17 protein-coding genes and 2 tRNA genes are annotated in these 22,282 nt (G+C 67.6%); 8 read left to right on the top strand and 11 right to left on the bottom strand.

What is annotated here, in order from left to right; all coding sequences use genetic code 11:
• Positions 1-86: 86 nt before the first annotated feature.
• Together ACOOF5_RS13885 and ACOOF5_RS13880 are read left to right on the top strand one after the other, a co-directional pair.
• A tRNA-Ile gene (locus tag ACOOF5_RS13885) sits at positions 87-159 on the top strand.
• A gap of 96 nt (positions 160-255) precedes the next feature.
• Positions 256-328, top strand: a tRNA-Asn gene (locus ACOOF5_RS13880).
• 5 nt (positions 329-333) lie between these two features.
• On the opposite strand, the gene dnaG is transcribed toward ACOOF5_RS13880, so the two are convergent.
• The 3 genes from dnaG to ACOOF5_RS13865 all read right to left on the bottom strand — a co-directional run bounded on the left by dnaG (position 334) and on the right by ACOOF5_RS13865 (position 5,379).
• Positions 334-2,412, bottom strand: a complete 2,079-nt coding sequence (dnaG, locus tag ACOOF5_RS13875; protein ID WP_420440130.1) for a DNA primase — start codon at positions 2,410-2,412, stop codon at positions 334-336.
• 79 nt (positions 2,413-2,491) lie between these two features.
• A complete protein-coding gene (locus tag ACOOF5_RS13870) occupies positions 2,492-4,039 on the bottom strand; it encodes a putative PEP-binding protein (RefSeq protein ID WP_420440128.1) in 1,548 nt (515 codons plus the stop codon).
• Between the two features lie 41 nt (positions 4,040-4,080).
• Positions 4,081-5,379, bottom strand: coding sequence for a glycine--tRNA ligase (locus ACOOF5_RS13865; RefSeq protein WP_420440999.1), 1,299 nt, complete (start codon positions 5,377-5,379; stop codon positions 4,081-4,083).
• A gap of 177 nt (positions 5,380-5,556) precedes the next feature.
• Between ACOOF5_RS13865 and ACOOF5_RS13860 the strand changes: the two genes are divergently transcribed.
• Positions 5,557-5,991 (top strand): hypothetical protein, encoded by a 435-nt coding sequence (locus tag ACOOF5_RS13860; protein ID WP_420440126.1) that lies wholly within the window; start codon positions 5,557-5,559, stop codon positions 5,989-5,991.
• Between the two features lie 202 nt (positions 5,992-6,193).
• Here the strand turns inward: ACOOF5_RS13860 and recO are convergent, their stop codons facing one another.
• A complete protein-coding gene (gene recO / locus ACOOF5_RS13855) occupies positions 6,194-6,910 on the bottom strand; it encodes a DNA repair protein RecO (RefSeq protein ID WP_420440124.1) in 717 nt (238 codons plus the stop codon).
• Between the two features lie 40 nt (positions 6,911-6,950).
• Positions 6,951-7,673, bottom strand: coding sequence for a polyprenyl diphosphate synthase (gene uppS / locus ACOOF5_RS13850; RefSeq protein ID WP_420440122.1), 723 nt, complete (start codon positions 7,671-7,673; stop codon positions 6,951-6,953).
• A 124-nt stretch (positions 7,674-7,797) separates the two neighbouring features.
• On the opposite strand from uppS, the gene ACOOF5_RS13845 reads away from it, so the two are divergent.
• The gene (locus ACOOF5_RS13845; protein WP_420440120.1) at positions 7,798-9,768 is read left to right on the top strand and encodes an ATP-dependent DNA helicase; all 1,971 of its coding nucleotides are present in this window, start codon (positions 7,798-7,800) and stop codon (positions 9,766-9,768) included.
• 11 nt (positions 9,769-9,779) lie between these two features.
• On the opposite strand, the gene era is transcribed toward ACOOF5_RS13845, so the two are convergent.
• The 5 genes from era to ACOOF5_RS13820 all read right to left on the bottom strand — a co-directional run bounded on the left by era (position 9,780) and on the right by ACOOF5_RS13820 (position 13,978).
• Positions 9,780-10,661, bottom strand: a complete 882-nt coding sequence (gene era, locus ACOOF5_RS13840) for a GTPase Era (RefSeq protein WP_420440118.1) — start codon at positions 10,659-10,661, stop codon at positions 9,780-9,782.
• 13 nt (positions 10,662-10,674) lie between these two features.
• Positions 10,675-12,069 carry a hemolysin family protein gene (locus ACOOF5_RS13835; protein ID WP_420440116.1) on the bottom strand — a complete coding sequence of 465 codons (1,395 nt, stop codon included), beginning with the start codon at positions 12,067-12,069 and terminating at the stop codon, positions 10,675-10,677.
• The gene (ybeY, locus tag ACOOF5_RS13830) at positions 12,066-12,677 is read right to left on the bottom strand and encodes an rRNA maturation RNase YbeY (protein WP_420440114.1); all 612 of its coding nucleotides are present in this window, start codon (positions 12,675-12,677) and stop codon (positions 12,066-12,068) included. The genes ACOOF5_RS13835 and ybeY overlap by 4 nt, the downstream gene beginning before the upstream one ends.
• On the bottom strand, positions 12,640-13,602 hold the full coding sequence (locus ACOOF5_RS13825; protein WP_420440112.1) for a PhoH family protein: 963 nt from the start codon (positions 13,600-13,602) through the stop codon (positions 12,640-12,642). The genes ybeY and ACOOF5_RS13825 overlap by 38 nt, the downstream gene beginning before the upstream one ends.
• 157 nt (positions 13,603-13,759) lie before the next feature.
• A complete protein-coding gene (locus tag ACOOF5_RS13820; protein ID WP_420440110.1) occupies positions 13,760-13,978 on the bottom strand; it encodes a DUF3039 domain-containing protein in 219 nt (72 codons plus the stop codon).
• Positions 13,979-14,069: 91 nt separating this feature from the next.
• Between ACOOF5_RS13820 and hemH the strand changes: the two genes are divergently transcribed.
• A complete protein-coding gene (gene hemH, locus ACOOF5_RS13815; RefSeq protein WP_420440108.1) occupies positions 14,070-16,469 on the top strand; it encodes a ferrochelatase in 2,400 nt (799 codons plus the stop codon).
• Between the two features lie 3 nt (positions 16,470-16,472).
• Here the strand turns inward: hemH and ACOOF5_RS13810 are convergent, their stop codons facing one another.
• Positions 16,473-19,328, bottom strand: coding sequence for a vitamin B12-dependent ribonucleotide reductase (locus ACOOF5_RS13810; protein ID WP_420440106.1), 2,856 nt, complete (start codon positions 19,326-19,328; stop codon positions 16,473-16,475).
• A gap of 206 nt (positions 19,329-19,534) precedes the next feature.
• On the opposite strand from ACOOF5_RS13810, the gene ACOOF5_RS13805 reads away from it, so the two are divergent.
• The 3 genes from ACOOF5_RS13805 to nudC all read left to right on the top strand — a co-directional run bounded on the left by ACOOF5_RS13805 (position 19,535) and on the right by nudC (position 22,247).
• The gene (locus ACOOF5_RS13805) at positions 19,535-20,317 is read left to right on the top strand and encodes a dihydrofolate reductase family protein (RefSeq protein ID WP_420440104.1); all 783 of its coding nucleotides are present in this window, start codon (positions 19,535-19,537) and stop codon (positions 20,315-20,317) included.
• A gap of 155 nt (positions 20,318-20,472) precedes the next feature.
• Positions 20,473-21,129, top strand: a complete 657-nt coding sequence (gene lexA / locus ACOOF5_RS13800) for a transcriptional repressor LexA (protein ID WP_420440102.1) — start codon at positions 20,473-20,475, stop codon at positions 21,127-21,129.
• Between the two features lie 287 nt (positions 21,130-21,416).
• Complete coding sequence (gene nudC / locus ACOOF5_RS13795) at positions 21,417-22,247, top strand: NAD(+) diphosphatase (RefSeq protein WP_420440100.1); 831 nt, start codon at positions 21,417-21,419, stop codon at positions 22,245-22,247.
• The last annotated feature ends 35 nt before the right edge of the window (positions 22,248-22,282 follow it).

Raw genomic sequence — 22,282 nt, 5'->3', positions numbered from 1 at the left:
TAGCCATGCCGGTGCACGCTTGACCGCTTTGGCGAGGCCCTGCCTCTTCGCGACCGTTGAACCGCACGGGCCGATACGGTGCTGCTGGGCCGGTAGCTCAGTGGTCAGAGCAGGCGACTCATAATCGCTGGGTCGTGGGTTCGATCCCCACCCGGCCCACACGCCGCCGGCAGTGCCGGTCGAATGCGCCGCCATCGGCGCACGACGACTCAGTATGGTTGCGCCGCACGTTCGGGTCCGACGCGGCCCGTTCGGTCCGGGGTAGCTCAGTTGGCAGAGCAGCGGACTGTTAATCCGTTTGTCGTGGGTTCGAGCCCCACCCCCGGAGCACCCTCACTCCACCGCAGCCGCCTCTTCTTCGCCGGCCGCAACTGCGTCGGCGGGCTCCGACCCGGTCAGTCCTGATCCGGCAGGCGGCTGCGCGCTGCGGAGGGAATGCACCCAGCTCACGACGGACTGTGCAGCGCCGACACGCACCGAGGCATCGAGCAGTTCGGACTCCCGGTCGTGCAGCCATCTCAGCAATTGCTCGGTGTTCGGATTGCTGCGATCGAGCTCGATATGAGGCCCATGCACGCTCCCGCCCACGCTGCGACGCGTTGCCCACACGAAGTGACGCAACGCCAACGTCGCCCGGTCGACGGCCTCCGCTGTACTCACCATCGCACCTTGTTTCTCACCGGCAGCAAGCAACTCGGCGGCAGAGTCGCCGGGGTCGTCGCCAACATGGGCACCGGCACAGACACGGTCGAATGCCTCCGCTCCTGCTGGTGTGGCGAAGAGCTCACGCACCAGCAGGTCCGCCGCATTGCCTTGTGGGGCAAGCGCTGCCGCCAGCAGGCGGACGTCGTCGGTAGCACGCTGCTGCGGGTTCTTGGCGCGCACCGCACCAGCGCCTCGCCCGCGCCGGTGAGGCTGCGATTCGGCGAAGCTCGCCACTCCCGCTTCGCCTGGGTAGCCGCTGTCGTAGGCACCGCCGTCGTATGCGTCGTGATAGTCCTCACCGCGATCAGGCGGGGGCGGGGCGTCTGCGTACGGGTCGGACGCTGCGGATGGCGGGCGATCCTCCAGACCTCGCCGAGCCGCGTCGACGCGTTCGCGGAAGCTGCCGACGTCCATCGGAATACCGCCCGCGATCGGCTCGAGATCGCTGTCCAGCAAGACCTCCCCCGGATACACGGCGAAGACCTGGGCCGCTTCGTCGGCTGCGCGGTCGCGCCCGGCAGGGCTGTCGAGATCGGCCCGCTCCAGGATCCGTTCGGCCCGGAACGTGTGCAGCGGCTGGGCCTTGTCCAGAGCTGCGCGCAGAGCCGGCGGGTTGGACGCTGCCAAGTCGCCGGGGTCGGCACCAGCAGGCAGCTTCGCCACGAATGCGTCGAGCCCGTACGCGCGCTCCCATTGATGCACGCGCTCAGCGGCAGTCTGGCCTGCGGCGTCAGCATCGAAGGCCAGCACGATGCGCTTGGCCGAGCGCGAGAGCAATTCAGCGTGCTGCGCAGTCAGGGCAGTGCCGCATGTGGCGACCGCCTCGGAGATGCCTGCCAGGTCGCAGCCGATGACATCGGTATGGCCCTCGCACACCACGATGCGTTCAGTGGTGCGCGCCGCCTGCTTTGCCAGATGCAGCCCGTACAGCACCTTGCTCTTGTCATAGACCGCTGTGCCGGCGGTGTTCTTGTACTTGGGCCCCTTCGGCGGTGGCTCATCGGGGCGAGGCAGGACCCGCCCGGCAAAGCTGACCACCCGGCCGCTGGCATCACAGATGGGGAACATGACACGGTCCCGGAAAAAGTCCGACGCCTGGTCCCCATCCCCGTCACTGTCCTCGCCGTCCGCGGCTCGGCTGGCTCGCCGCGACTCGCTGTAGGCCAGACCGGCTGCTGCCAGCAGCGGCGCTGCAGCATCGAGGTGTCTGCACAGCGCATCCCACAGCGGTGGTGCGTACCCAAGCCGCCACTTGACGACGGTGTCGCGGTCATAACCGCGCCGGCGCAGGTACGCACGTGCTTCGCCGGCGTCGGCGCTGGTCATCAGACGCTCGTGGTAATAGCAGGCCGCTCTTTCGAGCAGGTCGAGCAGTTCCTTGCGACGCTGGTTGGCGCGCTGCGCGCCCGGTGCGTCGTAGGTGAGCGTGATGTTTGCGGACGCCGCCAACTGCTCGACGGCGTCGGTGAAATCCAGTTGCTCGGTCTCGCGCAGGAACGTGATGGCGTCGCCCGACGCCTTGCAGCCGAAGCAGTGATAGAAGCCGTCGGTGCCGCTCACGCTGAACGACGGCGTCTTCTCGGAATGGAACGGGCACAGTCCCACATGGCGGCTGCCAACACGTTTCAAGCTGACCCGACGGCCGATGAGCGCGACGAGATCGGTCGCCTCGCGCACACGCTGCACGTCGGAATCCCGAATACTCATGTTCACTGCGACGCTAACGATTCGCCAACGCCTGAGTGGTCTGGCTCATTGCCCGCACCTCGTTCTGCTGGCGACTCCGCTACCGCTCTGGTCCGGAAGCGAGCTGGGCTTGGGCGGCGGAGAGGCGGGCTATGGGTACTCGGTAGGGCGAGCATGACACGTAGTCGAGCCCGGCTCGCAGAGCGAACTCGATGCTGGCCGGGTCCCCGCCGTGCTCGCCGCAGATGCCGGCGCGCATGCCTGGGGAGGCGGTGCGTCCTCCCACCAGCGCACTCTTGACGAGCTCGCCGACGCCGTCACAGTCCAGCGAGGCAAATGGGTCAACGCTGAGCAGGCCGTCGGCGAGGTAGGGCGCGATGACGCGGGTGGCGGTGTCGTCACGGCTGAAGCCGAACACCATCTGGGTGAGATCGTTGGTGCCGAAGCTCACAAAATCCACGGCGGGTGCGAGCTGGCCGGCTATCAGGCACGCCCGAGGCGTTTCGATCATGGTGCCGATCGGCGGCGCCGGACCCGCCTGCGCCTCCTCCCACGACCTGCGCACGACACGGACGGCGGCAGCGAGTTCTTCGGTCGTCGAGACCAGCGGGATCATGATCTCGGCATGCGGGTCACCGCCCGACGAGCGCTGATCGGCGACCGCACCGGCGAGTGCCCGGACCTGGGCCTCATACAGCTCAGGTCGCAGGAGCCCCAGCCGCACGCCCCGCACACCCAGCATCGGATTGTGCTCGTGCCAGGGCGCGGCGGCTTCGGGGTCTGCGCCCGCCAGGAACTCGTGCATAGGCGCGTCGAGCAGCCTCACGGTGACAGCCAAGCCGTCCATGGCGGCGAGCAGTTCACCGAAGTCGGTCTGCTGGGCTGCCACGAGGTCGTCGAGATGATCGTCGTGGCCGCTCAAGATGACGTCCTGGACAATCTCCAGCCGGTCGGGCTGCAAGAACATGTGCTCGGTGCGGCACAGCCCGATGCCTTGCGCTCCGAGCGCCCGCGCCATCGTGGCATCCGGCGCGACGTCTGCATTCGCGAGCACAGCGAACCGGCCGGCCATGAGGCGGTCTGCCCAGCCGAGCACTTCGGTGATCTCCGCTGGCAGGCCCGAAACAGGCCCAGAGCCTGCGACCGCCGATCCGTCCACCTCACGTCCTCCCAGGGTCACCTCGCCGGTTGACCCGTCAATCGAGATCGCCGTGCCGTTGCCGATGCGGAGATCGCCCACGGTGAAGCTGTCGGATTCCACCGTGATCTCCCGTGCATCGCACACCGCAGGAATGCCCCACCCGCGCGCGACGACAGCAGCGTGGCTGGCCATCCCGCCGCGGGCGGTGAGGATGCCTGCCGACAGGCCCATGGCGGCGACATCGGCGGGCGTTGTCTCGGTGGCAACCAGGATCACCGTGTGATTTTGAGCGGCGAGATCGAGCGCCGCCTGCGAGCCGACGGCCACGAGCCCGGAGGCTGCGCCGGGCGATGCCCCCATTCCGGTGGTCAGCGCAGTGATCTCGCCGGCACCCGATGAGCTGGCGGACTCGAAGGAGGGATGGAGTGCGTCGAGCACTGCGTCAACGCTGAGTTCGGCAATGGCCTGCCGCTGGCGAGTGCTCAGCCCCGCATTGACGTCTGCCATGCCAACCCCCGCGCGCGCCAGCTCGTTTCCGTGTCGTCCCGCTAGAGATCCAAGCGGCTTGCGAGATGGTCTACTAGCGACGGGATCGGCACCCGGTCCTGGGCCATCGTGTCGCGGTCACGCACGGTCACGCAGCGATCGTCGATGGACTCGAAGTCGACCGTGACGCACAGCGGCGTGCCGATCTCGTCCTGGCGGCGGTAGCGGCGCCCGATGGCCTGGGTCTCGTCGTAGTCGCACATCCAGTGCGGTTGGCACATCGCCAGAACCTCGCCGGCCAGCTCCCCCAACGGCTCCTTGCGCGACAGCGGCAGCACCGCCACCTTGTAGGGCGCAAGCCGGGGGTGGAGTCCCAGCACCGTGCGCAGGTCGTTATTGACGGTTTCTTCCCGGTATGCGGCGAGCAGAAACGCCATGAGTGCCCTGGTTGCTCCAGCCGCGGGTTCGATCACGTGCGGTACATATCGATCGCCGCTGGCCTGGTCGAAGTACTCCAGCTTCTGGCCCGAATGGGCGGCGTGCTGGCGCAGGTCGAAATCGCCGCGGTTGGCCACGCCCTCGAGCTCGCCCCAGCCCCACGGGAACAAGAACTCCACATCGCTCGTACCGCTGGAGTAGTGACTGAGCTCGTCGGCATCGTGAGGCCGCAGCCGCAGGTGAGTCGCAGGGATGCCCAAGTCGACGTACCACTGATACCGATCGGCCAGCCAGAACTCGTACCACTGCTGCGCCTCAGCGGGCGGGACAAAGAACTCCAGCTCCATCTGCTCGAACTCGCGAGTCCGGAACACGAAATTGCCCGGCGTGATCTCGTTGCGGAACGACTTGCCTACCTGCGCGATGCCGAAGGGCGGTCGCTTGCGGCTGGTTTCCAGGATGTTCTTGAAGTTCACGAACATGCCCTGGGCGGTCTCGGGCCGTAGGTACACCTCCGCGCCGGCGCCCTCGACCGGGCCGGCCTGGGTGCGGAACATGAGATTGAAGGCGCGGGCCTCAGTGAAGGTGCCACGCTCGTCGCAGTTGGGGCACTGGTCGGGGTCGTCGAGCTGGTCTTCGCGGTGGCGCGTCTTGCAGCTTGTGCAATCCACCAGCGGGTCGCTGAAGTTCGTCAGGTGGCCCGAGGCCTCCCACACCTGGGGCGGGCCCAAAATGGACGCATCGAGGCCCACCACGTCGCTGCGCATCTGAACCATCGAGCGCCACCAGGCGTCTTTCACGTTGCGCAGCAGCTGCGCACCGATCGGGCCATAGTCGTATGCGCTGCGAAAGCCGCCGTAAATTTCCGCTGAGCCGAAGACGATTCCCCGTCGCTTGCAGAGGTTCACGATCTTGTCAAACAGCGCGGCATCGGCCGCGGGCTCGCAATCGGTGTTGGGCGCTGGCTCAGCGCTGGTGGGCGAAGTCACGGGCGGCAAGGGTACTGAGGGTCTCCCGGGCCACCGGGATGAATTTCGCCCCGATGGGCCGGCCGGACCGCGTGCCCCGGCGAAAGACCCGCGCTCATTAGCATTGACAGCATGCGGCTGCGTGACACCACCGTGGTCTTCCTGTGCGCTTTCTTGGGCGTCGCGGTCTTGCTGGTGCCGATGCCCGTCTTTGGCGGCCCCTACGAGGACATTCGGGAGGGCGAAGTCGACTGGACGTGCGCGATACCGCCGTTGAGCCTGGTCCCGCCCGACGTGGATCTCGATGAGCTGCGAGATGCCATCTCGACCGCTCATGTCACGGCTCGCACCACCGGCACCAGCTACGAGCCGCCACAGAGCCGCCACCCGCTGTGCCGCGGGCTGGCTCGCACCCAGGTAGTGCTGGGGCTGCTGGCGTTGGCCGGGGCGTTGTGGCGCGGCCGCAGGTGGTGGCGCTCGACGGCCGATACGCGTGCGGAAAAGCGCTTCAAGCGACTTCATGGGGCCGCCGAGAACCCACAGGGACGCTCCAGGATGTTCCGCTAGACGAGTGCGCCCGCGGAGGAGGCGGCAGAACCCTCTGCTCCGGCGATCCAGCAAGCGAGAGATGCGCACCTAACCGCAGTTCTTGCCGACATCATCGGCTCATCACGTTGCGCCCGATCGGGAACCGGTCGCAACGTCGCAGAGTCTCCTGCCGCCTCCTCCGCTATGGCATCTGTGCCTTCTAGCGCATGTCCTCGGCGCCTCAGCCGAGCAAATCTGCACTGCGAAGTCGCTTTTCCATGTGGTACTCCCACATGCGGGTGACGACCGCTGCGGCCTCATGCGTGTCGGAGGAGGGCTCGAGGTCAAGCACGGCATTCACCCGGCCTTCCATGATCAAGCGCAGCATCTCGAGCGCCCCTGCTGAGAGCTGGCGTCCCCGCCGGTGGACTTCGCAGGTCACGCCGCCCTGTGCAGGGTCGAATGCCACGATGGGCGCTTCCTCGCAGCCGCTGCCCACCACGCAGCCCTCGAGCATCGGCGCAGTCCCCTCGTGGGCCAGCAGTCGCAGCAGGAATGCCGGCAGCAGCATCTTGGCGTGGGACTGGTCCAACCGGCGCAATGCTCCGGTGAGCATCTGGTAGGGCACGGGGTCGTCCCCACGATCGTGCACCGACTGGTCCACGGCCTCCGCCAGCGTCATGGCGGTACCCAGCCGATCAAGGTCGCAACGCAATGTCGGCCAGCGGTCGAGCGTCACCGCCCCCGTGACGATGTCGAGCTCGCCCCGTCCCCGATAGAGCTGCAGATCGACATGGCGCAGCGGTTCGATGTGGCCGGCCAGCTTGCTGCGCGTCCTCCGGGATCCCTTCGCCACCGCACGCACCTTGCCGTGCTCGGAGGTGATGATCGTGATGATCCGATCAGCCTCGCCGAGCTTGAAGGTGCGCAGCACCACTCCCCGGTCCCGGTATTGCATCTGTGGGGGTATCCCCTTTGCGCTCAGCCTCTTGGTGGGGTCAACGATTCAGGCCGCCGAATCGGCGGTCGCGGGCCTGGTAGGTGCAGACGGCGTCGAACAGGTCGCCACGTCGAAAGTCGGGCCAGAGCGTGTCGGTGAACACCAATTCGCTGTACGCCATCTGCCACAGCAGGAAGTTCGACAAGCGGTTCTCGCCCGATGTCCGGATCATGAGGTCGACCTCGGGCATCTCAGGGTCGTAGAGGTGCTTCACAAGCGCGGCCTCGTCGACCTCAGCCGCGGGCACGCCGGAGCGCACCAGCCCGGCAGCTGCATCGACGATTTCGGCTCGGCCGCCGTAGTTGAACGCCACCGTGAAGGTGAGGCCCGAATTTGCCGCGGTGAGCTCGACTGCCTCGTCGATGCGTGCCCGTACTCGCCGCGGGATTCGGGAGTCCGGCCGCCCGACAAAGCGGATCCGGACGTTCTGCTCGTGCAGCTCATGGCTACGCCGCACCAGCAACGACTCGTTGAAGCCCATCAGGAAGCGGACCTCTGACGGCGGGCGCCGCCAGTTCTCCGTGCTGAACGCATACACGGTGAGCCATTGCAGACCGATGTCGGCCGCGCCCTCCACGGTGTCGATGAGGGCCTCCTCGCCGGCGGCGTGGCCTTCGGTGCGCGGCAGCCCGCGCGCTTGGGCCCAACGTCCGTTGCCGTCCATCACACAGGCCACGTGGGTCGGCAGGCGCGACAGGTCGATTCCCGCACCCGAATTCACACTGCGCAGGGTAGAACCCCTGCCGCCGCGGGCGAGTGCGCCCGATGTCACAAAACGCACACGATTGCCGGCGGTTCGTCTCCTACGGTTGGATCAGCCGGCAACCCCGACCGTCAGGAGGCAGATGTCCGACGACCCCACTGCCGAGCCGTGGGACCTTTCCCCAAGTCCCGATTCGCCTGCGGCGCGGATCGCCGACGCCGCTGCGGCGCTCGACGAGGTCATCGCCGAACTCCCTGGCGGCGGCGAGCAGCGAACCGGTCAGGCCGAGATGGCAGCCGCCGCACACGAAGCAATCTGCGACGGGGGCACGCTGCTGTGCCAAGCGGGCACCGGCGTCGGCAAATCGCTCGCCTATTTGGTGCCCGCTGCGCTCGCTGCAGCAGCGGGCAAGCGCGTCGTCATCGCCACTGCGACCTTGGCATTACAGGATCAGCTGGTCAGCAAGGATCTCCCGCTCGTGGCCGCCGGCATGGCCGGGCGGTTTGGGCGCCCGGTGCGGTGGGAAGTCCTCAAGGGCCGCAACAACTACCTCTGCCGGCACCGCTTCGGCGAGCACGCGCAGGAGCAATTCGACCTCACGGACGGTCCCGCATCCCCCACAGAACGGGCGCGCCAGCGTCAGCTCGCCGACATCGAGCAGTGGGCGCCCCGAACGCGTACCGGCGATCGTTCCGAGCTGACCGTCGCGCCTGACGCGCGGGTGTGGTCGTCGGTGTCGGTGAGCAGTACCGAGTGCATCGGCGCCGAGCGTTGCCCCCAGGGCCACCACTGCTTCGCCGAGGAGGCTCGTGCCCGCTCGGCGCGGGCCGGAATCGTCGTGACCAACCAGCACCTGTACTGCATCGACCTGTTCGGCGACGGCTACCTGTTCGGACCCCACGACGCCGTGGTATTCGATGAAGCTCACCAACTCGAACCCGTGGTGACCCAGGTGGCGGGCATTGAACTCACCCCCGCAGGCTTCGTACGGCTCGCCGCCGAGGCTCGGGCCGTCGGCGCCGGCGGCACCGCGGCCGATGCCGTCGCCGATGTGGCGGCACGCCTCGCCAGCGAACTCGAGCCGCTGCGCGACACCCGTCTGGGCGCGATCACCGGCGACTTGGCCAGCCTGCTCGAAGCAGCCGATGGGCGAGTCGAGCAGCTCGCGTTGGAACTGCGCCGCCCCGACGGCGACGATTCGCCAGACCTGGAACGGCTGCGCGTCAGCCGGCTAGCGGCCGAGTCGCTCACTGCGCTGCGAATGGCTGCAAGCCCGCCCGCCGGGACCGTCATCTTGGTTGAGGGGCGGGGACAGCTCCGCCTCGCACCGCTTGACGTGGGCGATCTGCTGGCCAGCCGTCTGTGGGGCCGTCAGGCATGCGTGCTCACCAGCGCGACGCTCGGCCCGCATTTTGTCGAGCGACTCGGTGTGCCCGCGGCTGATCACACCTATCTCTCGGTGGACAGCCCGTTCGACTACCCCTCCCATGCGCTGCTGTACTGCGCCCGCCACCTGCCGGCGCCGACTCAAGAGGCGTACCGCGCCGCAGCGACCGAAGAGTTGGCGGCACTGGTCTCGGCGGTAGGAGGCCGCACGCTCGCGCTCTTCACGAGCTGGCGCGCCCTGCATGACACCGCAGACGCGCTCTGCGAACAGCTCGGAGGCATCCAGGTGCTCCGTCAGGGGCGCGACCTGTCCAACACTGCACTCCTCGAGGCGCTGGGCGACGACCCGGCGACCGTCGTCTGCGCAACGATGAGCTTCTGGCAGGGCGTAGACGTCGCCGGCCCGGCACTGTCCCTGCTGGCCATCGACCGGCTGCCGTTCGCCCGTCCGAATGAACCGCTGGCCGCGGCACGGCGCGAGGCGGCCGGCGACGGCGCCTTCATGACCGTCGATGTGCCCAAAGCCGCAGACCTGCTGGCCCAAGGCGTGGGCCGGCTGATACGCACCACCACCGATCGGGGGGTGGTGGCGGTGCTCGACTCACGGCTCGCTACCGCCCGATACCGGTCTCGCCTGCTCGACCCGCTCCCGCCCATGCGCCGCAGCGTGGACCAGGCCGAGGCAATCGAGTTTCTCGTTTCCATCCGGGAGCGGAACGTTGGTTGAGCCTGCTGACCTCAGCCGTGCGGACCCGAGGGTGCTTCGGGCGCGAGCATCCGCGAGACGGCATCAGGGGTGCGCTGCCAGTCCGGCTCGACGCGAACTCGCAGCTCGAGGTACACGCCGTCGAGACCGAGCTCGCGGCGCGCGGCCGTGCCGACATCGCGGAGCATCCGTCCTCCCCGACCGATGACGATCCCTTTCTGGGAGGGCCGCTCCACGGCAATGTCGCAGCGGATGCGATCCGGCTCCCACTCGGTGACTCGCACCGCAATGCTGTAGGGCAGCTCGTCGTCGAGCCGCGCCAGCAGCTGCTCGCGCACTGCCTCGGATATCCGCCACGCGTCGGGCAAGTCGGTGATGCTCTCCGGCGGGAAATAGGCCGGGCCTTGCGCGAGGCCGGCCGCTAGGTGGGTGACCAGCGCATCAGTGCCGTCGCCGGTGGTCCCCGAGACCGGAAAGTACGCGCCGGCATCGAATTCCGCTGCGGCAGCGAGCTGGCCCACCACCTGGGCTCTCGACGCCCGATCGCACTTCGTTACCGCAACGACGGTGGACGCATCCGCTGGCAGTGACTCCCAGATCAGTCGGTCGCCACGGCCCAGCGGGGCGGTTGCGTCGAGGACCATGCAGATCACGTCCACCGGCTCGAGGTCGGCGATGGCCGTGCGTGCGGTCTCGTTGAGCTGTTCGCCCAAGGAGGTGACCGGTTTGGCGATGCCAGGCGTGTCGACGAAGACGATCTGCGCGTCCTGCAGGTGTCGCACACCCATGACACGCAGACGTGTGGTCTGCGGCTTGTCGGAGGCGATGCTGACCTTGGCCCCGACAAGGCAATTCAATAGCGTGGACTTGCCCGCGTTGGGGCGCCCGACAAGGGTGACAAAGCCTGAGCGCATCGCTCGCCCGCAGCTACCCGGCCCCCGGCGGGCCCGAGCCGCCGGATCCCCCACTGTGTGAGCCAGCACTGTCTGGGCCAGCACTGTCTGGGCCAGCACTGTCTGAGCCGGCACTGGGCCGGGCGCCGACGAGGTTGATGCGTCGGCCGGCCACCTCGAGCGCAGACAGGCACCAGCCGTCGAGTTCGGTGCTCTCTCCCGTCTCGGGCACGTGCCCCATACGGTCGAGCACCAGGCCGCCGACCGTGTCCCAGTCGCCGTCCGGCAACCGCAGTTCGAGCACCTCGGCTAGCCGTGACGCCGGCAGCCGGCCAGAGAACAGGAACGCATCGTCGCCGACGACCTGTATGAGCGCCTCGTCGGCGTCGTACTCGTCAGCGATCTCACCGACGAGCTCTTCGATGATGTCCTCCAACGTGACCAATCCGGCGACGCCGCCGTACTCGTCGACAGCGATGGCGAGGTGAGATTTGGACTCCTGCATCTCGCGCATCAGGTCGCTGACCCGTTTCGTCTCGGGCACGAAGGTGGCCGGCCGCAGCACCTGCGCGCACGTGACCGACCCATCGGGAGGCGTGCCGTGCAGGTAGGCGGCGACGAGATCTTTCGCCAGCACGATTCCCCGCAGGTCGTCGACACTGGCGGCGGTCACCGGCAAGCGGGTGAAGCCAGACGCGATGACCTGCTCCAGCGCATCGGCGACGCTGTCATCGAGACCGACGGTGACCATGTCGGGGCGGGGCACCATCACCTCGCGCACGATCGTGTCCCCGAGCTCCATGATCTGCCCGATCAGCTCGGCCTCGCTGTCCTCGATCAGGCTGGCTTGCGCCGCAGCCGAGGCGAGTGCCACCAACTCGTCCTCGGTAACTTCGCCGCTGTCGCCCTGCGTTGGGGCGGGTCCGACCGCCCGCGCCGGGAACGCGAGCAGGCGCGCAACCCACGCGAGCGGCCCCGTGCGGGCGAGCACCCGAGCGACCGGCGCGAGCACCCGAGCCATCCGGTCGTTGGCCTCGACTCCCCAGCGCCGCGGCATCGCCTCGGTCACGCCGAACAGCACGATCGCCGTCACGGCCATCGCGACGATGATGCCCGCCGGGCCCGTGCGGTTTGCGGCGATCCAGGTGACGCCGCCCACCAGCGTCACCTGGGCCAGGACCCGCAGCAGCGAAACGGGACCCAGCACGATCTCACGGTCTGCAACGAGCTGCTCCAGCGAGGCTCTCGGCGGCGTGCTCGCATGGCCGTTGTCGCGGTCGCCGTTGTGCCGTTCACTGCTCCCGTTGGACTCGTCCAGACCCGAGGCGCGGGCCCGACCGAGCCGCACGAACGTCGCCTCGATCAATCGAAGGAACATGGCCGTCGCCAGCAGGATTGCTGCCGCGACCGCACCCAGCACCCAGTTCATGGACGGCTCCACAAGCTGTGCAAGTGTTCAGACTCGCGGGCGCGCATGGCCGCAGCCTCGTCGGGCTCCGCGTGGTCCATGCCGAGCAAGTGCAGCACGCCGTGCACGACCAGCAGATCGATTTCAGCGGTGATGCTGCCGTCGTGGCCCGGGCGCGATCCCGCTCCTGTTGAGGCGTTCGACGCCGCGACGGCTGGGCACACGACGACGTCACCGGCCATGACGGGGCCGGCCCGCCGATCGCCGGGCGACTGCGCGCCTGACACGAGGTCCAGCGGGAACGCAAGCACATCGGTTGGCCCGTCGTGGCCCATGTGGGTCTCGTTCAGCCGTGCCATCTCGTCGGCGCCAACGAACGTGACGGCGGCTTGGCTGCCCGTTAGCACCCCCTCCGCTTCCAGTACCTGGCATACGAGCACGCGATAGCGCTCGGAATCGATCTGCACATCGCTCTGGCGGTCAGCGATCAGCACGCTGTGCTCGCCGATGCCGGCACCCTCGCGGCTGAGGTGCGCACTGACATCGGCCGTCGCGGGACAGCTGGCTTCCGAGCGCCGCCGCGGAGCCGGTTCACTCGCCGCCGTTGCGCTGCGCGTCACGCCGGTCATATGCCGCCACGATGTCGCCGACGATGCGGTGGCGTGTGATATCCCGCCGGCCGAGACGAGCGAAGGCCAGCCCCTCGATCCCGTCCAGCGCCTGTTCAACGTCGAGCAGGCCGCTCTTGCCGCCGGGCACGTCGATCTGGGTGCGGTCGCCGGTGACGACCACCTTGGAGCCGAACCCGATACGGGTCAGGAACATCTTCATCTGCTCGGGTGTGGTGTTCTGCGCCTCGTCCAAAATGATGAAGCTGTCGTTGAGGGTGCGACCGCGCATGAACGCCAGCGGCGCCACATCGATGGTCTTGCGTTCGAGCAGCTTGCCGGCAGTGTCCACATCGAGCATGTCGTACAGCGAGTCATACAGCGGAGCGAGGTACGGGTCGATCTTCGCCATCAGGTCCCCCGGCAAAAACCCGAGCCGTTCGCCCGCTTCGACTGCGGGGCGGGTGAGCACGATGCGCCGCACAGCCTTCGACATCAGCGCGTCGACAGCCAGCGCCACCGCGAGCCAGGTCTTGCCAGTGCCCGCAGGCCCGACTGCGAACGTCACGGTGTTCGAGCGCACGAGCTCCACGTAGCGCTTCTGGCCGGCGCTCTTGGCACGCACCACCCTGCCATTGGGAGCGCGCAAGATCGGGGCGGACAGCACGTCGCTGGGGCTCTCGTCGGCTTCAACCATGTCGATGACGCGGTCGAGCACTTCGGGCTCGATGCGCTGGCCGGCCTCGAGGACCTGCACCATCTCCTCAAAGACCTGACCGACGAGCGCCGCGTTGGGGCCGGCGACGGTGATCTCGTTGCCGCGCACATGTATGTCGGCATCGGCGAAATGGTCTGCGACGAGCCGCAGGTGCTCATCGCGCTGACCGAGCACGCCGATCATGAGATGATTGCCCGGAACGTGAATCCGCACCTGGGTGTCCGCCATAGGGCTTAGGCGCCTGCGCTCGACGGCTCGGCGCTCTTGGCGGTGCTCACTGAGGTGGAGCTCCAAGGCGGGACTCGGGGGTGCCGACGGATGGTGCGGTCACGATGCAGCCAAGGCTAGCCCGCGAGCGGGAAGGCGTATCAGCCAATTTCGCGGATCAGCTCCGCAGCCGGGCATAGATCTCCTTGCAGGCCGGGCATACCGGGTAGCGCTCGCCGTCGTGGGTGGGCACCCACTTCTTTCCGCACAGCGCCACGACCGCTTCGCCACTGACCGCTGAGCGGGTCAGCGCAGTCTTGTCGACATAGTGCGAGAACCGATCGTGGTCGCCATCGGTCGTGCGGGTGTCGGGGCGCTCGATGACCTCAGTCTCCATACGGCCTTCACCGTACGGCAGTAATGTGCCCGTTCGCGTCGTAACCGCAGCGGCGGTGCGTTCGTGCGTCGAGGGGCAGCCCACACCCAGTATGGCCACGTCGTCTTCCCAGCCCGCAGATGGCCCGACGTCCGGCACGGCCGGCAGCCCCGGGCTGGATTCTGCCGCCGGGTGGGGAGTCGCTCTCTCTGCGTCACTTGCCACCTTCGCCGTCTTCGGCGTCCAGTACAGCTTCGGCGTGGTACTCGCCTCGATCCGGGCCGAATTCGGCATCGGCACTGGCGTCACCTCGCTGCTCTTCGCTGTCTCAACGTTCATCTACTTCGTGCTCGGGGTGTTCACCGGGCGCCTCGGCGATCGTTACGGGCCACGGCGAGTCCTGGTGGCAGGCGCCGTCGCCCTGGGAGCGGGACTGTGGGCGACCAGCGTGGCTCAGCAGCTATGGCTGGCAACGGTCACCTACGTGATCGGTGTGGGAATCGGCGTGGCGTGCGCGTATGTCCCGATGGTCTCGGTTGTCGGCGGGTGGTTCGAGCGGCACCGCACAGCGGCGCTCGGCGTGGCAGTCGCGGGCATCGGACTGGGTCAGCTCGTCGGGGCCCTGACGGCGGAATGGCTGGTCGAGCTCTCCGGCTGGCGAGACACCTTTCAAGTGCTGGCTGTCGCAGCGACGGCTTTGCTGCTGCTGGCCGCGATCGGCGCTCGGCGACCCCCCAATGCGGCACCGCAGAGCGATATGCCGTCGCTGCGCGGGCTCGCGCGCAACCGGAGCTTCGCGCTGCTGTACCTGTCCATGCTCCTGCTCAGCGCCAGCCTGTTCATCCCCATCATCTTCATCAACGACTACCTGGAGGACCTCGGCAAACCGGGAGGTCAGTGGCTGATCGGCAACATCGGTCTGGCCTCGCTGCTCGGCCGGCTGGTGCTCGGCGCGCTCGGCACGATGCTGCCGCTCATGCGGCTGTACCAGTTCTCGTTCGCGATCATGGGGCTCAGCTACCTGATCTGGCTCTTCGCCGGCGACAACTACGCCGTCCTGGTGATCTTCACATTCGTGATGGGCGGCAGTTACGGCGGGTTCATCGCGCTGTCTCCGGCCGTGGCTGCAGAACTCTTCGGGCTTGCTGGACTCGGCGGAGTCCTGGGCGCGCTGTACACCGCCGCCGGAGTCGGCGGACTCGCCGGACCCCCGCTCGCCGGCTTGCTGATCGACGGGGCCGGCTACCGGGCCACGATCGTGGCAGCGATGTTGGTCGCCCTGTGTTCGGTTCCCCTGCTCATCGCAGCCGGGCGCGCGCGTGCTGTTGCGCTTGCGACGGTCGGTGGTGGTGAGACCGCGGGTCGGGCGGCGGCGGCAGCGCGCGAACACGCCGAGCCCGTGCTCGTGACCCAGCCGAGCGATGTGGCTCGAGCTGCGAACGCCGGGCACACCAGACCTGCGACGGTGCTGCACTTCCGAACTGCCCCACGGGAGCGGACTCTGGGGCCTGCAGCCATCGATTCGGTGCTGCTGCTGTCGTTCGGGGGACCTGAGGGTCCCAGCGACGTCATGCCCTTTCTGCACAACGTGACCCGGGGGCGCGACGTTCCGCCAGAGCGGCTCGCCCAGGTTGAGGCGCAGTATCTGCGTCACGGCGGCGTGAGCCCGATCAATGAGCAGAATCGCGCCTTGCTGTCGGCGGTTTCTGGCGAGCTTGCTCGCCGGGGCACGCCGTTGGCGTGCTACTGGGGAAATCGAAATTGGCATCCGTACCTGCGAGACACGGTCGGCCACATGGTCGGCGAGGTTCGCCGACACGCCGCTGTAATCGTGACCTCCGCGTTCAGCTCGTATTCGGGCTGCCGCCAGTACCACGAGGATCTCGCACGGGCAGCAGGCGAGGTGCCCGGAGCACCGCAGCTCTCGCGGGTGCGCGTCTACGGCAATCACCCCGGATTCGCCGGGGCTGTCGCCGAGCGCATCAGTGAGGCGCTTGAGGGCGCGCACCTTCGCAGCGACGTGCACACCCTGTTCACCGCACACAGCCTGCCCAGCCGGATGGCTGCAACGTGCGACTACGAGGCGCAGCTCGCAGACGCCGCGGCGACCGTCGCGGACGTGGCGGGCCTTTCCGGCGAGATCGAGGTCGTGTACCAGTCTCGCAGCGGTCCGCCGCAGGTGCCGTGGCTGGGACCTGACGTCAACGACCGTCTCGCCCAGCTCGGCTCGCAAAGCTGCCGTGCCGTCCTCGTCGTCCCGCTGGGCTTCGTCTCGGACCACATGGAAGTGCTGGTCGACCTCGACACCACCGCTCGTGCGACTGCGGCCCGCTCAGGCATCACCATGGTCCGTGCCCGCTCGGTCGGCACCCACCCGCTGTTCGTTGAGGCACTCGCTGATCTCGTCGAGGAGACGGCTGGCTTGCGTTCTGATCGTCCGACCGTCGGCTGCCTCGGACCGCGCCCGGACGCATGCGCACCTGGGTGCTGCACGACGGAACGGGTTGTCTGAGCTTCAGCCGCAGCCGCTGGTTGCGCCGCACGAGCGGCACGCAAAGCACGAACCCGCGCGCACCATGCGGTCGCCGCAGGTCATGCACAACGGCGCATCGGCGTACCCGTGCGTTTCCGTCCGGAACGACGGGGGGTCCGGAGCCGGCTCGGCCCCGATCGCGGTTTCGACTGATGCGCCCTCGAGTCCTGGCAGCGGCGGATCGGTGCGCTCGTCAACGCTGAGCACGCCGAGCTCGCTGCGCTGCGCGAACGGCAGGTACTCGAGCGCCAATCGGCGGAAGATGTAGTCGACGATGCTGGTGGCAATGCGCAGCTCGGGGTCGTCGGTGAGCCCCGCCGGCTCGAAACGCATATTGGTGAAGGCTTCAACGTAGGACCGCAGCGGAACCCCGTACTGCAAGCCGTGGCTGACTGAGATGGCGAAGGCGTCCATGATCCCCGCCAGCGTGGAGCCCTGTTTTGCCACGGTGAGGAAGATCTCTCCGGGCCGCCCGTCGTCGTACTCGCCCACGGTCATATAGCCGTGGCAGTCGGTGACACGGAAGGAGAACGTGCGCGATTGACGGCTGCGCGGCAACCGGCTGCGCGGCGGCATAGGCGCTCCCCGCAGCGCAGCGGTCGCAGACGCAGTGGCCCCATCGGCCGATGCCAGAGTGGCCGATGCTGCGGGCCCGACCGACAGCGGCTGGCTCACTTTGCAGTTGTCGCGATAGATCGCCACCGCTTTGAGACCGAGCCGCCACGACTCGACAATGAGGTCTTCGATGTCGCCCGCTGTTGCAGACTCGGGAAGGTTGACGGTCTTGGAGATGGCACCCGAGACAAATGGCTGGCAGGCCGCCATCATTGCGATGTGACCCTGCGGTGAGATGGCATCGTCGCCGATCGAGCAGGCGAACACCGCTCGGTGGGCATCCAACAGGTGCGGGGCACCGGCAATGTGGCCCGTCTGCAGAATGTGCCCTTCGATGTCGGCGATCTCCCCGACGGAATAGCCGAGCCGGCCGAGGGCCGTCGGCACCGTTGAATTCACGATGCGCAGGTCGCCGCCGCCGACCAGCTTCTTGTGCTTCACGAGGCCCAGATCGGGCTCGATCCCGGTGGTGTCGCAGTCCATCATGAACGAGATCGTCCCGGTGGGGGCGATCACGGTGGCTTGCGAGTTCCGGACTCCATGTGCATCGCAGCCGCTCATGGCGCGGTCCCACCGTGAGCGCGCAGCGACGCGCAGATCCTCTGCCATCACCGCCAGACCTATCGCCCCAGACTCCCCAGGTACGGCGCTGTCGGAGCTCACGACGTGGCCCGGCGACTCGATGCCGCCGAGCGCGTCGCGGTGCCTGCGGAGCACGCCGCACATTGCCTCGGCGTTCGCCTCGAAACCGTCGAAGGGCTCGAGCCGCTCAGCCATGTCTGCTGAGGTCGCATACGCCTCGCTGCACATGAGCGCAGTCAGCGATGCCGCGAATGCCCGTGCGTGGGGCGAGTCGTAGGGCACACCGGCTGCCATCAGCAGCGCTCCCAAATTCGTGAAGCCAAGGCCGAGCTGACGAAAGCTCCGGGACGTCTCGCCGATCAGCTCGGTTGGGTAGTCGGCATGGCTCACCAGCACGTCTTGCGCGATGAACGTGATCCGCACCGCTTGTCGGAAGCCCTCGATGTCAAAATGGCAGCCGCCCGCATCTGCACTGTCGGAGAAGAAAGGCAGCAGATTGAGACTGGCCAGGTTGCAGGCGGAGTTGTCGAGGTGGACGTATTCGCTGCACGGGTTGCTGGCGCTGATGGGTCCGTGGGCCGGCGCGGTGTGCCAGTCGTTGATGGTGGTCGAGAACTGCACACCGGGATCGGCGCATTCCCATGCGGCCTGAGCGATCTGGCCGAGCAGATCCCTTGCGCGCATAGCGGCGGTGACCTCGCCACTCGTGCGTGCACGCAGCTCCCACGGACCGTCTGCGTCGACCGCCTCCATGAACCCGTCGGGCAGGCGGATCGAGTTGTTGGCGTTCTGGTACTGCACCGAGAACGAGTCGACACCGTCGAGATCCATGTCGAAACCTGCGGCGGCAAGTGCGCGCGCCTTGCGCTCCTCGCGCGCCTTGCACCACACGAATGCCTCGATGTCGGGGTGATCGGCATCGAGGAGCACCATCTTCGCGGCGCGCCGAGTCTTGCCGCCGCTGCGGATCGTGCCCGCCGAGGCGTCGGCACCGCGCATGAAGCTGACCGGGCCGCTCGCCGTCCCGCCGCCCGACAGCGGCTCGCACGAAGCCCGCAACGCCGACAGGTTCACACCGGCCCCCGAGCCGCCCTTGAAGATGCGACCCTCGGTGACATACCAGTCCAGGATGGATTCCATCTCGTCATCGACGGCGAGAATGAAGCACGCCGATGCCTGCTGGGGCACGCCCTGCACGCCGATGTTGAACCACACCGGGCTGTTGAAGGCCACCCGCTGGTGTACCAGCAGCCATGACAGCTCTGCTTCGAATGTCTCCGCCTCGCGGGGCGATTCGAAGTAGCCGTCGCTGTGCGCCCAACGGGTGATCGTGCCCGCGACGCGATCGATGACCTGGCGCAGCGAGTGCTCTCGTTCTGGCGTGCCGAGGGTGCCGCGGAAGTACTTCTGGGCAACGATGTTGACCGCCGTGGGGCTCCAGTCGGCGGGAAACTCGACGTCGGGCTGCGAGAACGCGACCGATCCGTCGACCGCATTCGTAATGGAGGCGTCGAAACGTTCCCAACGCACGGTGTCGTACGGATGTGTGCCCGCAGCAGTGAAATGCCGACGCAGACCGAGCGGCTCGCCGCCAGACCGACGCTCGGGGCTCTCGCCCTGTACCCGCTGCGACTCGGTCATCGTCACCTGCCGCCTACCTCCTGCACCAGTGTCGCTGACCGCACTCGACACGCGCGTACGCGCATGCCGGTCTTGTGGTCGCCAATGACAGACGCACGCTACGACGGCCCGCCTGTGGACGGGAAGTAGTGAACATCGGGGCTTTCATGGGGAAATTCCTGTGCACAACTGCAAAGTGTTGTGGACAGGTTCTCCACAGCCTGTGGATGACTGCTCCCACCCCGAACGCCCGCTCGGCCCAACGGTGGCAGACTCGCCGCGTGGAGCGGCTGTACCCATCGCCTGCGGGGACGATCGACGCAGCACAGGCCGCCGGCTCGAAGCGTGCGTCGCGCGCTGAGCGTCCCTGGGTGATGCTCAACATGGTGGCGAGCATCGATGGCGCCGCTGCCATCGACGGACTGTCGGGCGGGCTATCGAGCGAGCCAGACAGGACGATGTTCGGGGCCCTGCGCGCGCAGGCCGACATCATCTTGGTCGGCGCGGGCACCGCAAATGCCGAGCGGTACCGCCCTGCGCGGCGATCTGGGGCCCGCATCGCGGTGGTCAGCGGTTCACTGAGCGTCAACCCGGAACTGCCGTTGTTCAGCCCGTCATCGGATCCGACGGTGACACCGCTGCCCCTGGTGGTGACCACAGCGGAAGCGGACCCCGCAGCCGCGGCCCGGCTGGCAGGCCGTGCCGAACTCGTACGCACCGGCGGGGAGTCTGTAGATCTCGCGGAGTCGCTGCGGCACTTGGGCTCGCTCGGGGCACGCGTCGTGTTGTGCGAGGGCGGCCCGGCGCTGAACGCCAGCTTGCTGGCGGCTGACCTAGTGGACGAGGTGAACCTCACCCACGCACCTTTGACAGTGGGAGCTGACGCTCCACGCATCGCCGATGCGGCTCGGGCCCACGTGCCGCCGGCAGCGCCGCGCGCGTACTCATTAGCGCAGGTCGTCACCCACGATGGCGTGCTCTTCGTGCGCTGGAATCGCTCCAGGCACTGAGCACCCGAACAATTGCGCGCCATCTCGAACACTTGTTGCTAATGTAGTGATCTAGAACGACGGTTCCGAATCACTACAGGCATCGTAAAGGCAAGTCGGGCATACGAGGTCGGACGAAGGTCCGGTATCGCGGGGTCCGAGACGAAAGGTTGGCAATGAAGAACATCAGCGCAGCGGATCAGCGGGTCGCGCATCTCGGCGAGCGTCAACGCGCCATGCTCGAGTTCATCGACGAGATGCAGCGCGAGCGCGGCTACCCGCCATCGGTCCGCGAGATCGGCGAGCAAGTCAATCTCAGTTCTCCTGCAACAGTGCACCGCCACCTGCGATCGCTCGAGGCCGACGGATGGATCCGGCGGGATCCGTCACGGCCCAGGGCGCTCATCGTCAACTTCGACTGGCAGACCGGCGTGAAGGGAGAGAGGCGACCCACCCGTCACGTACCACTCATCGGCGATGTCGCGGCGGGCACCGACGTGCTGGCCCAGCAGAACGTCGAAGAGCTACTGCCGCTCCCCGCAGACTTCACCGGCAGTGGCGAGCTCTTCATGCTGCGGGTGCGAGGCGATTCGATGATCGATGCCGGCATCTGTGATCGCGACTACGTCGTGGCGCGTCACCAGCCCGAGGCAGAACCGGGCGACATTGTTGTTGCCGGAATCGACGGCGAGGAAGCCACCGTCAAGCGCTACCGGCGCTCCGACGGCCAGGTCATTCTCGAACCCGCCAACGCCGATCATCGCCCGATTATCCGCCCCGCCAACGAAGTCACCATCTTCGGCAAGGTAGTGACGGTGGTCCGCCGCCTGTAGCGGCGGACCATCAAACACGGCGGCGGCTCTAGCCGCCGGAGCATCAGACACGGCGCCGCCTGTAGCCACCAGTGCATCAAACACGGCGCCGCCTGCAGGACATGAGCCAGAAGGCACAGATGTCATAGCGGAGGAGGCGGCAGGAGACTCTTCGACGTTGCGACCTGCTGGATCGCGGGAGCAGAGGGTCCGGCCGCCTCCGCAGCGGGCGCACCGACCCGCGCGGCCCGCGAGACGGCAGCACCTCTGAAACTGCGCTCGCGTGCGCGGTGTGCTCAACTTGGCTCGTGTTCACGGTCCTGAACCAACCGCCTGAAGACCTCGACGAGAGCTCTGCGGTGTGGGTGCCGATCCGCTCGGGCACGGTGTTCACCGAGCCTGGCGGCGGATTGTGTGCCAGCCCAGCGGCACCGGTCGGTAACGCTTCGCACCCTGCAGCATTCCTGGGAGTGCTCGACGGCAAAGGTGTCTGGGCGGTCGACATGGATCCCGCAGATGAACCACCGCTGGACGAAGGCGACCTCGAACCGGTGCCGCTGCGCAAGCTCTACGGGCGCATCCCCGACGAGCACTGGCAGATCGCCGGACGTGCCGCACAGATAGTCGAATTCGAACGAACCCATCGCTACTGCGGGCGCTGCGCGAGCCCGACCAGCACCAATGCCTCCGACAGGGCAAAGGTCTGCGGCGAGTGCGGACACATGGCGTTCCCGAGGCTCAGTCCCGCCATGATCGTGTTGGTTGAACGCGGGCCCGAAGTGCTGCTCGCATGGGGCCGGCAGTTTCCCGGCCGCTTCTACAGCGCGCTCGCAGGGTTCGTCGAGCCCGGCGAGAGCCTCGAGGACGCCGTGGTGCGTGAGGTGTACGAGGAAGTCCAGCTCACCGTCAGCAACGTCCGCTACTTCGGAAGCCAGCCGTGGCCGTTCCCGCACTCGCTGATGTGCGGCTTCGTCTGCGACTGGCAGGACGGCGAGATCGAGATCGATCCTGAAGAGATCGTCGAAGCCGGTTGGTACACCGCCGACAACCTGCCCCCATGCCCGCGAGGCGGCATGTCGATCGCCGGCTGGCTCATCGACGACTGGCTGCAGCGAACCGCCGCCGTTTCGTCGCGCTGAGACGCGCGTCCGCGGCGGAGGCGGCAGAACCCTCA

It is taken from the genome of Candidatus Poriferisodalis sp., assembly GCF_965214215.1.
Taxonomy (GTDB): domain Bacteria; phylum Actinomycetota; class Acidimicrobiia; order Acidimicrobiales; family Poriferisodalaceae; genus Poriferisodalis.
Note: the sequence above shows the minus strand (reverse complement) of the source record. Positions and strands in the feature narration are given on the sequence as shown.

Excerpts from the sequence above, each read along its gene's own strand:
- dnaG (WP_420440130.1), bottom strand. The coding sequence starts at position 2,412 with ATGAGTATTCGGGATTCCGACGTGCAGCGTGTGCGCGAGGCGACCGAT.
- ACOOF5_RS13870 (WP_420440128.1), bottom strand. The coding sequence starts at position 4,039 with ATGGCAGACGTCAATGCGGGGCTGAGCACTCGCCAGCGGCAGGCCATT.
- ACOOF5_RS13860 (WP_420440126.1), top strand. The coding sequence starts at position 5,557 with ATGCGGCTGCGTGACACCACCGTGGTCTTCCTGTGCGCTTTCTTGGGC.
- recO (WP_420440124.1), bottom strand. The coding sequence starts at position 6,910 with ATGCAATACCGGGACCGGGGAGTGGTGCTGCGCACCTTCAAGCTCGGC.
- ACOOF5_RS13845 (WP_420440120.1), top strand. The coding sequence starts at position 7,798 with ATGTCCGACGACCCCACTGCCGAGCCGTGGGACCTTTCCCCAAGTCCC.
- era (WP_420440118.1), bottom strand. The coding sequence starts at position 10,661 with ATGCGCTCAGGCTTTGTCACCCTTGTCGGGCGCCCCAACGCGGGCAAG.
- ACOOF5_RS13835 (WP_420440116.1), bottom strand. The coding sequence starts at position 12,069 with ATGAACTGGGTGCTGGGTGCGGTCGCGGCAGCAATCCTGCTGGCGACG.
- ybeY (WP_420440114.1), bottom strand. The coding sequence starts at position 12,677 with ATGACCGGCGTGACGCGCAGCGCAACGGCGGCGAGTGAACCGGCTCCG.
- ACOOF5_RS13825 (WP_420440112.1), bottom strand. The coding sequence starts at position 13,602 with ATGGCGGACACCCAGGTGCGGATTCACGTTCCGGGCAATCATCTCATG.
- ACOOF5_RS13820 (WP_420440110.1), bottom strand. The coding sequence starts at position 13,978 with ATGGAGACTGAGGTCATCGAGCGCCCCGACACCCGCACGACCGATGGC.
- hemH (WP_420440108.1), top strand. The coding sequence starts at position 14,070 with ATGGCCACGTCGTCTTCCCAGCCCGCAGATGGCCCGACGTCCGGCACG.
- ACOOF5_RS13810 (WP_420440106.1), bottom strand. The coding sequence starts at position 19,328 with ATGACCGAGTCGCAGCGGGTACAGGGCGAGAGCCCCGAGCGTCGGTCT.
- ACOOF5_RS13805 (WP_420440104.1), top strand. The coding sequence starts at position 19,535 with ATGACTGCTCCCACCCCGAACGCCCGCTCGGCCCAACGGTGGCAGACT.
- lexA (WP_420440102.1), top strand. The coding sequence starts at position 20,473 with ATGAAGAACATCAGCGCAGCGGATCAGCGGGTCGCGCATCTCGGCGAG.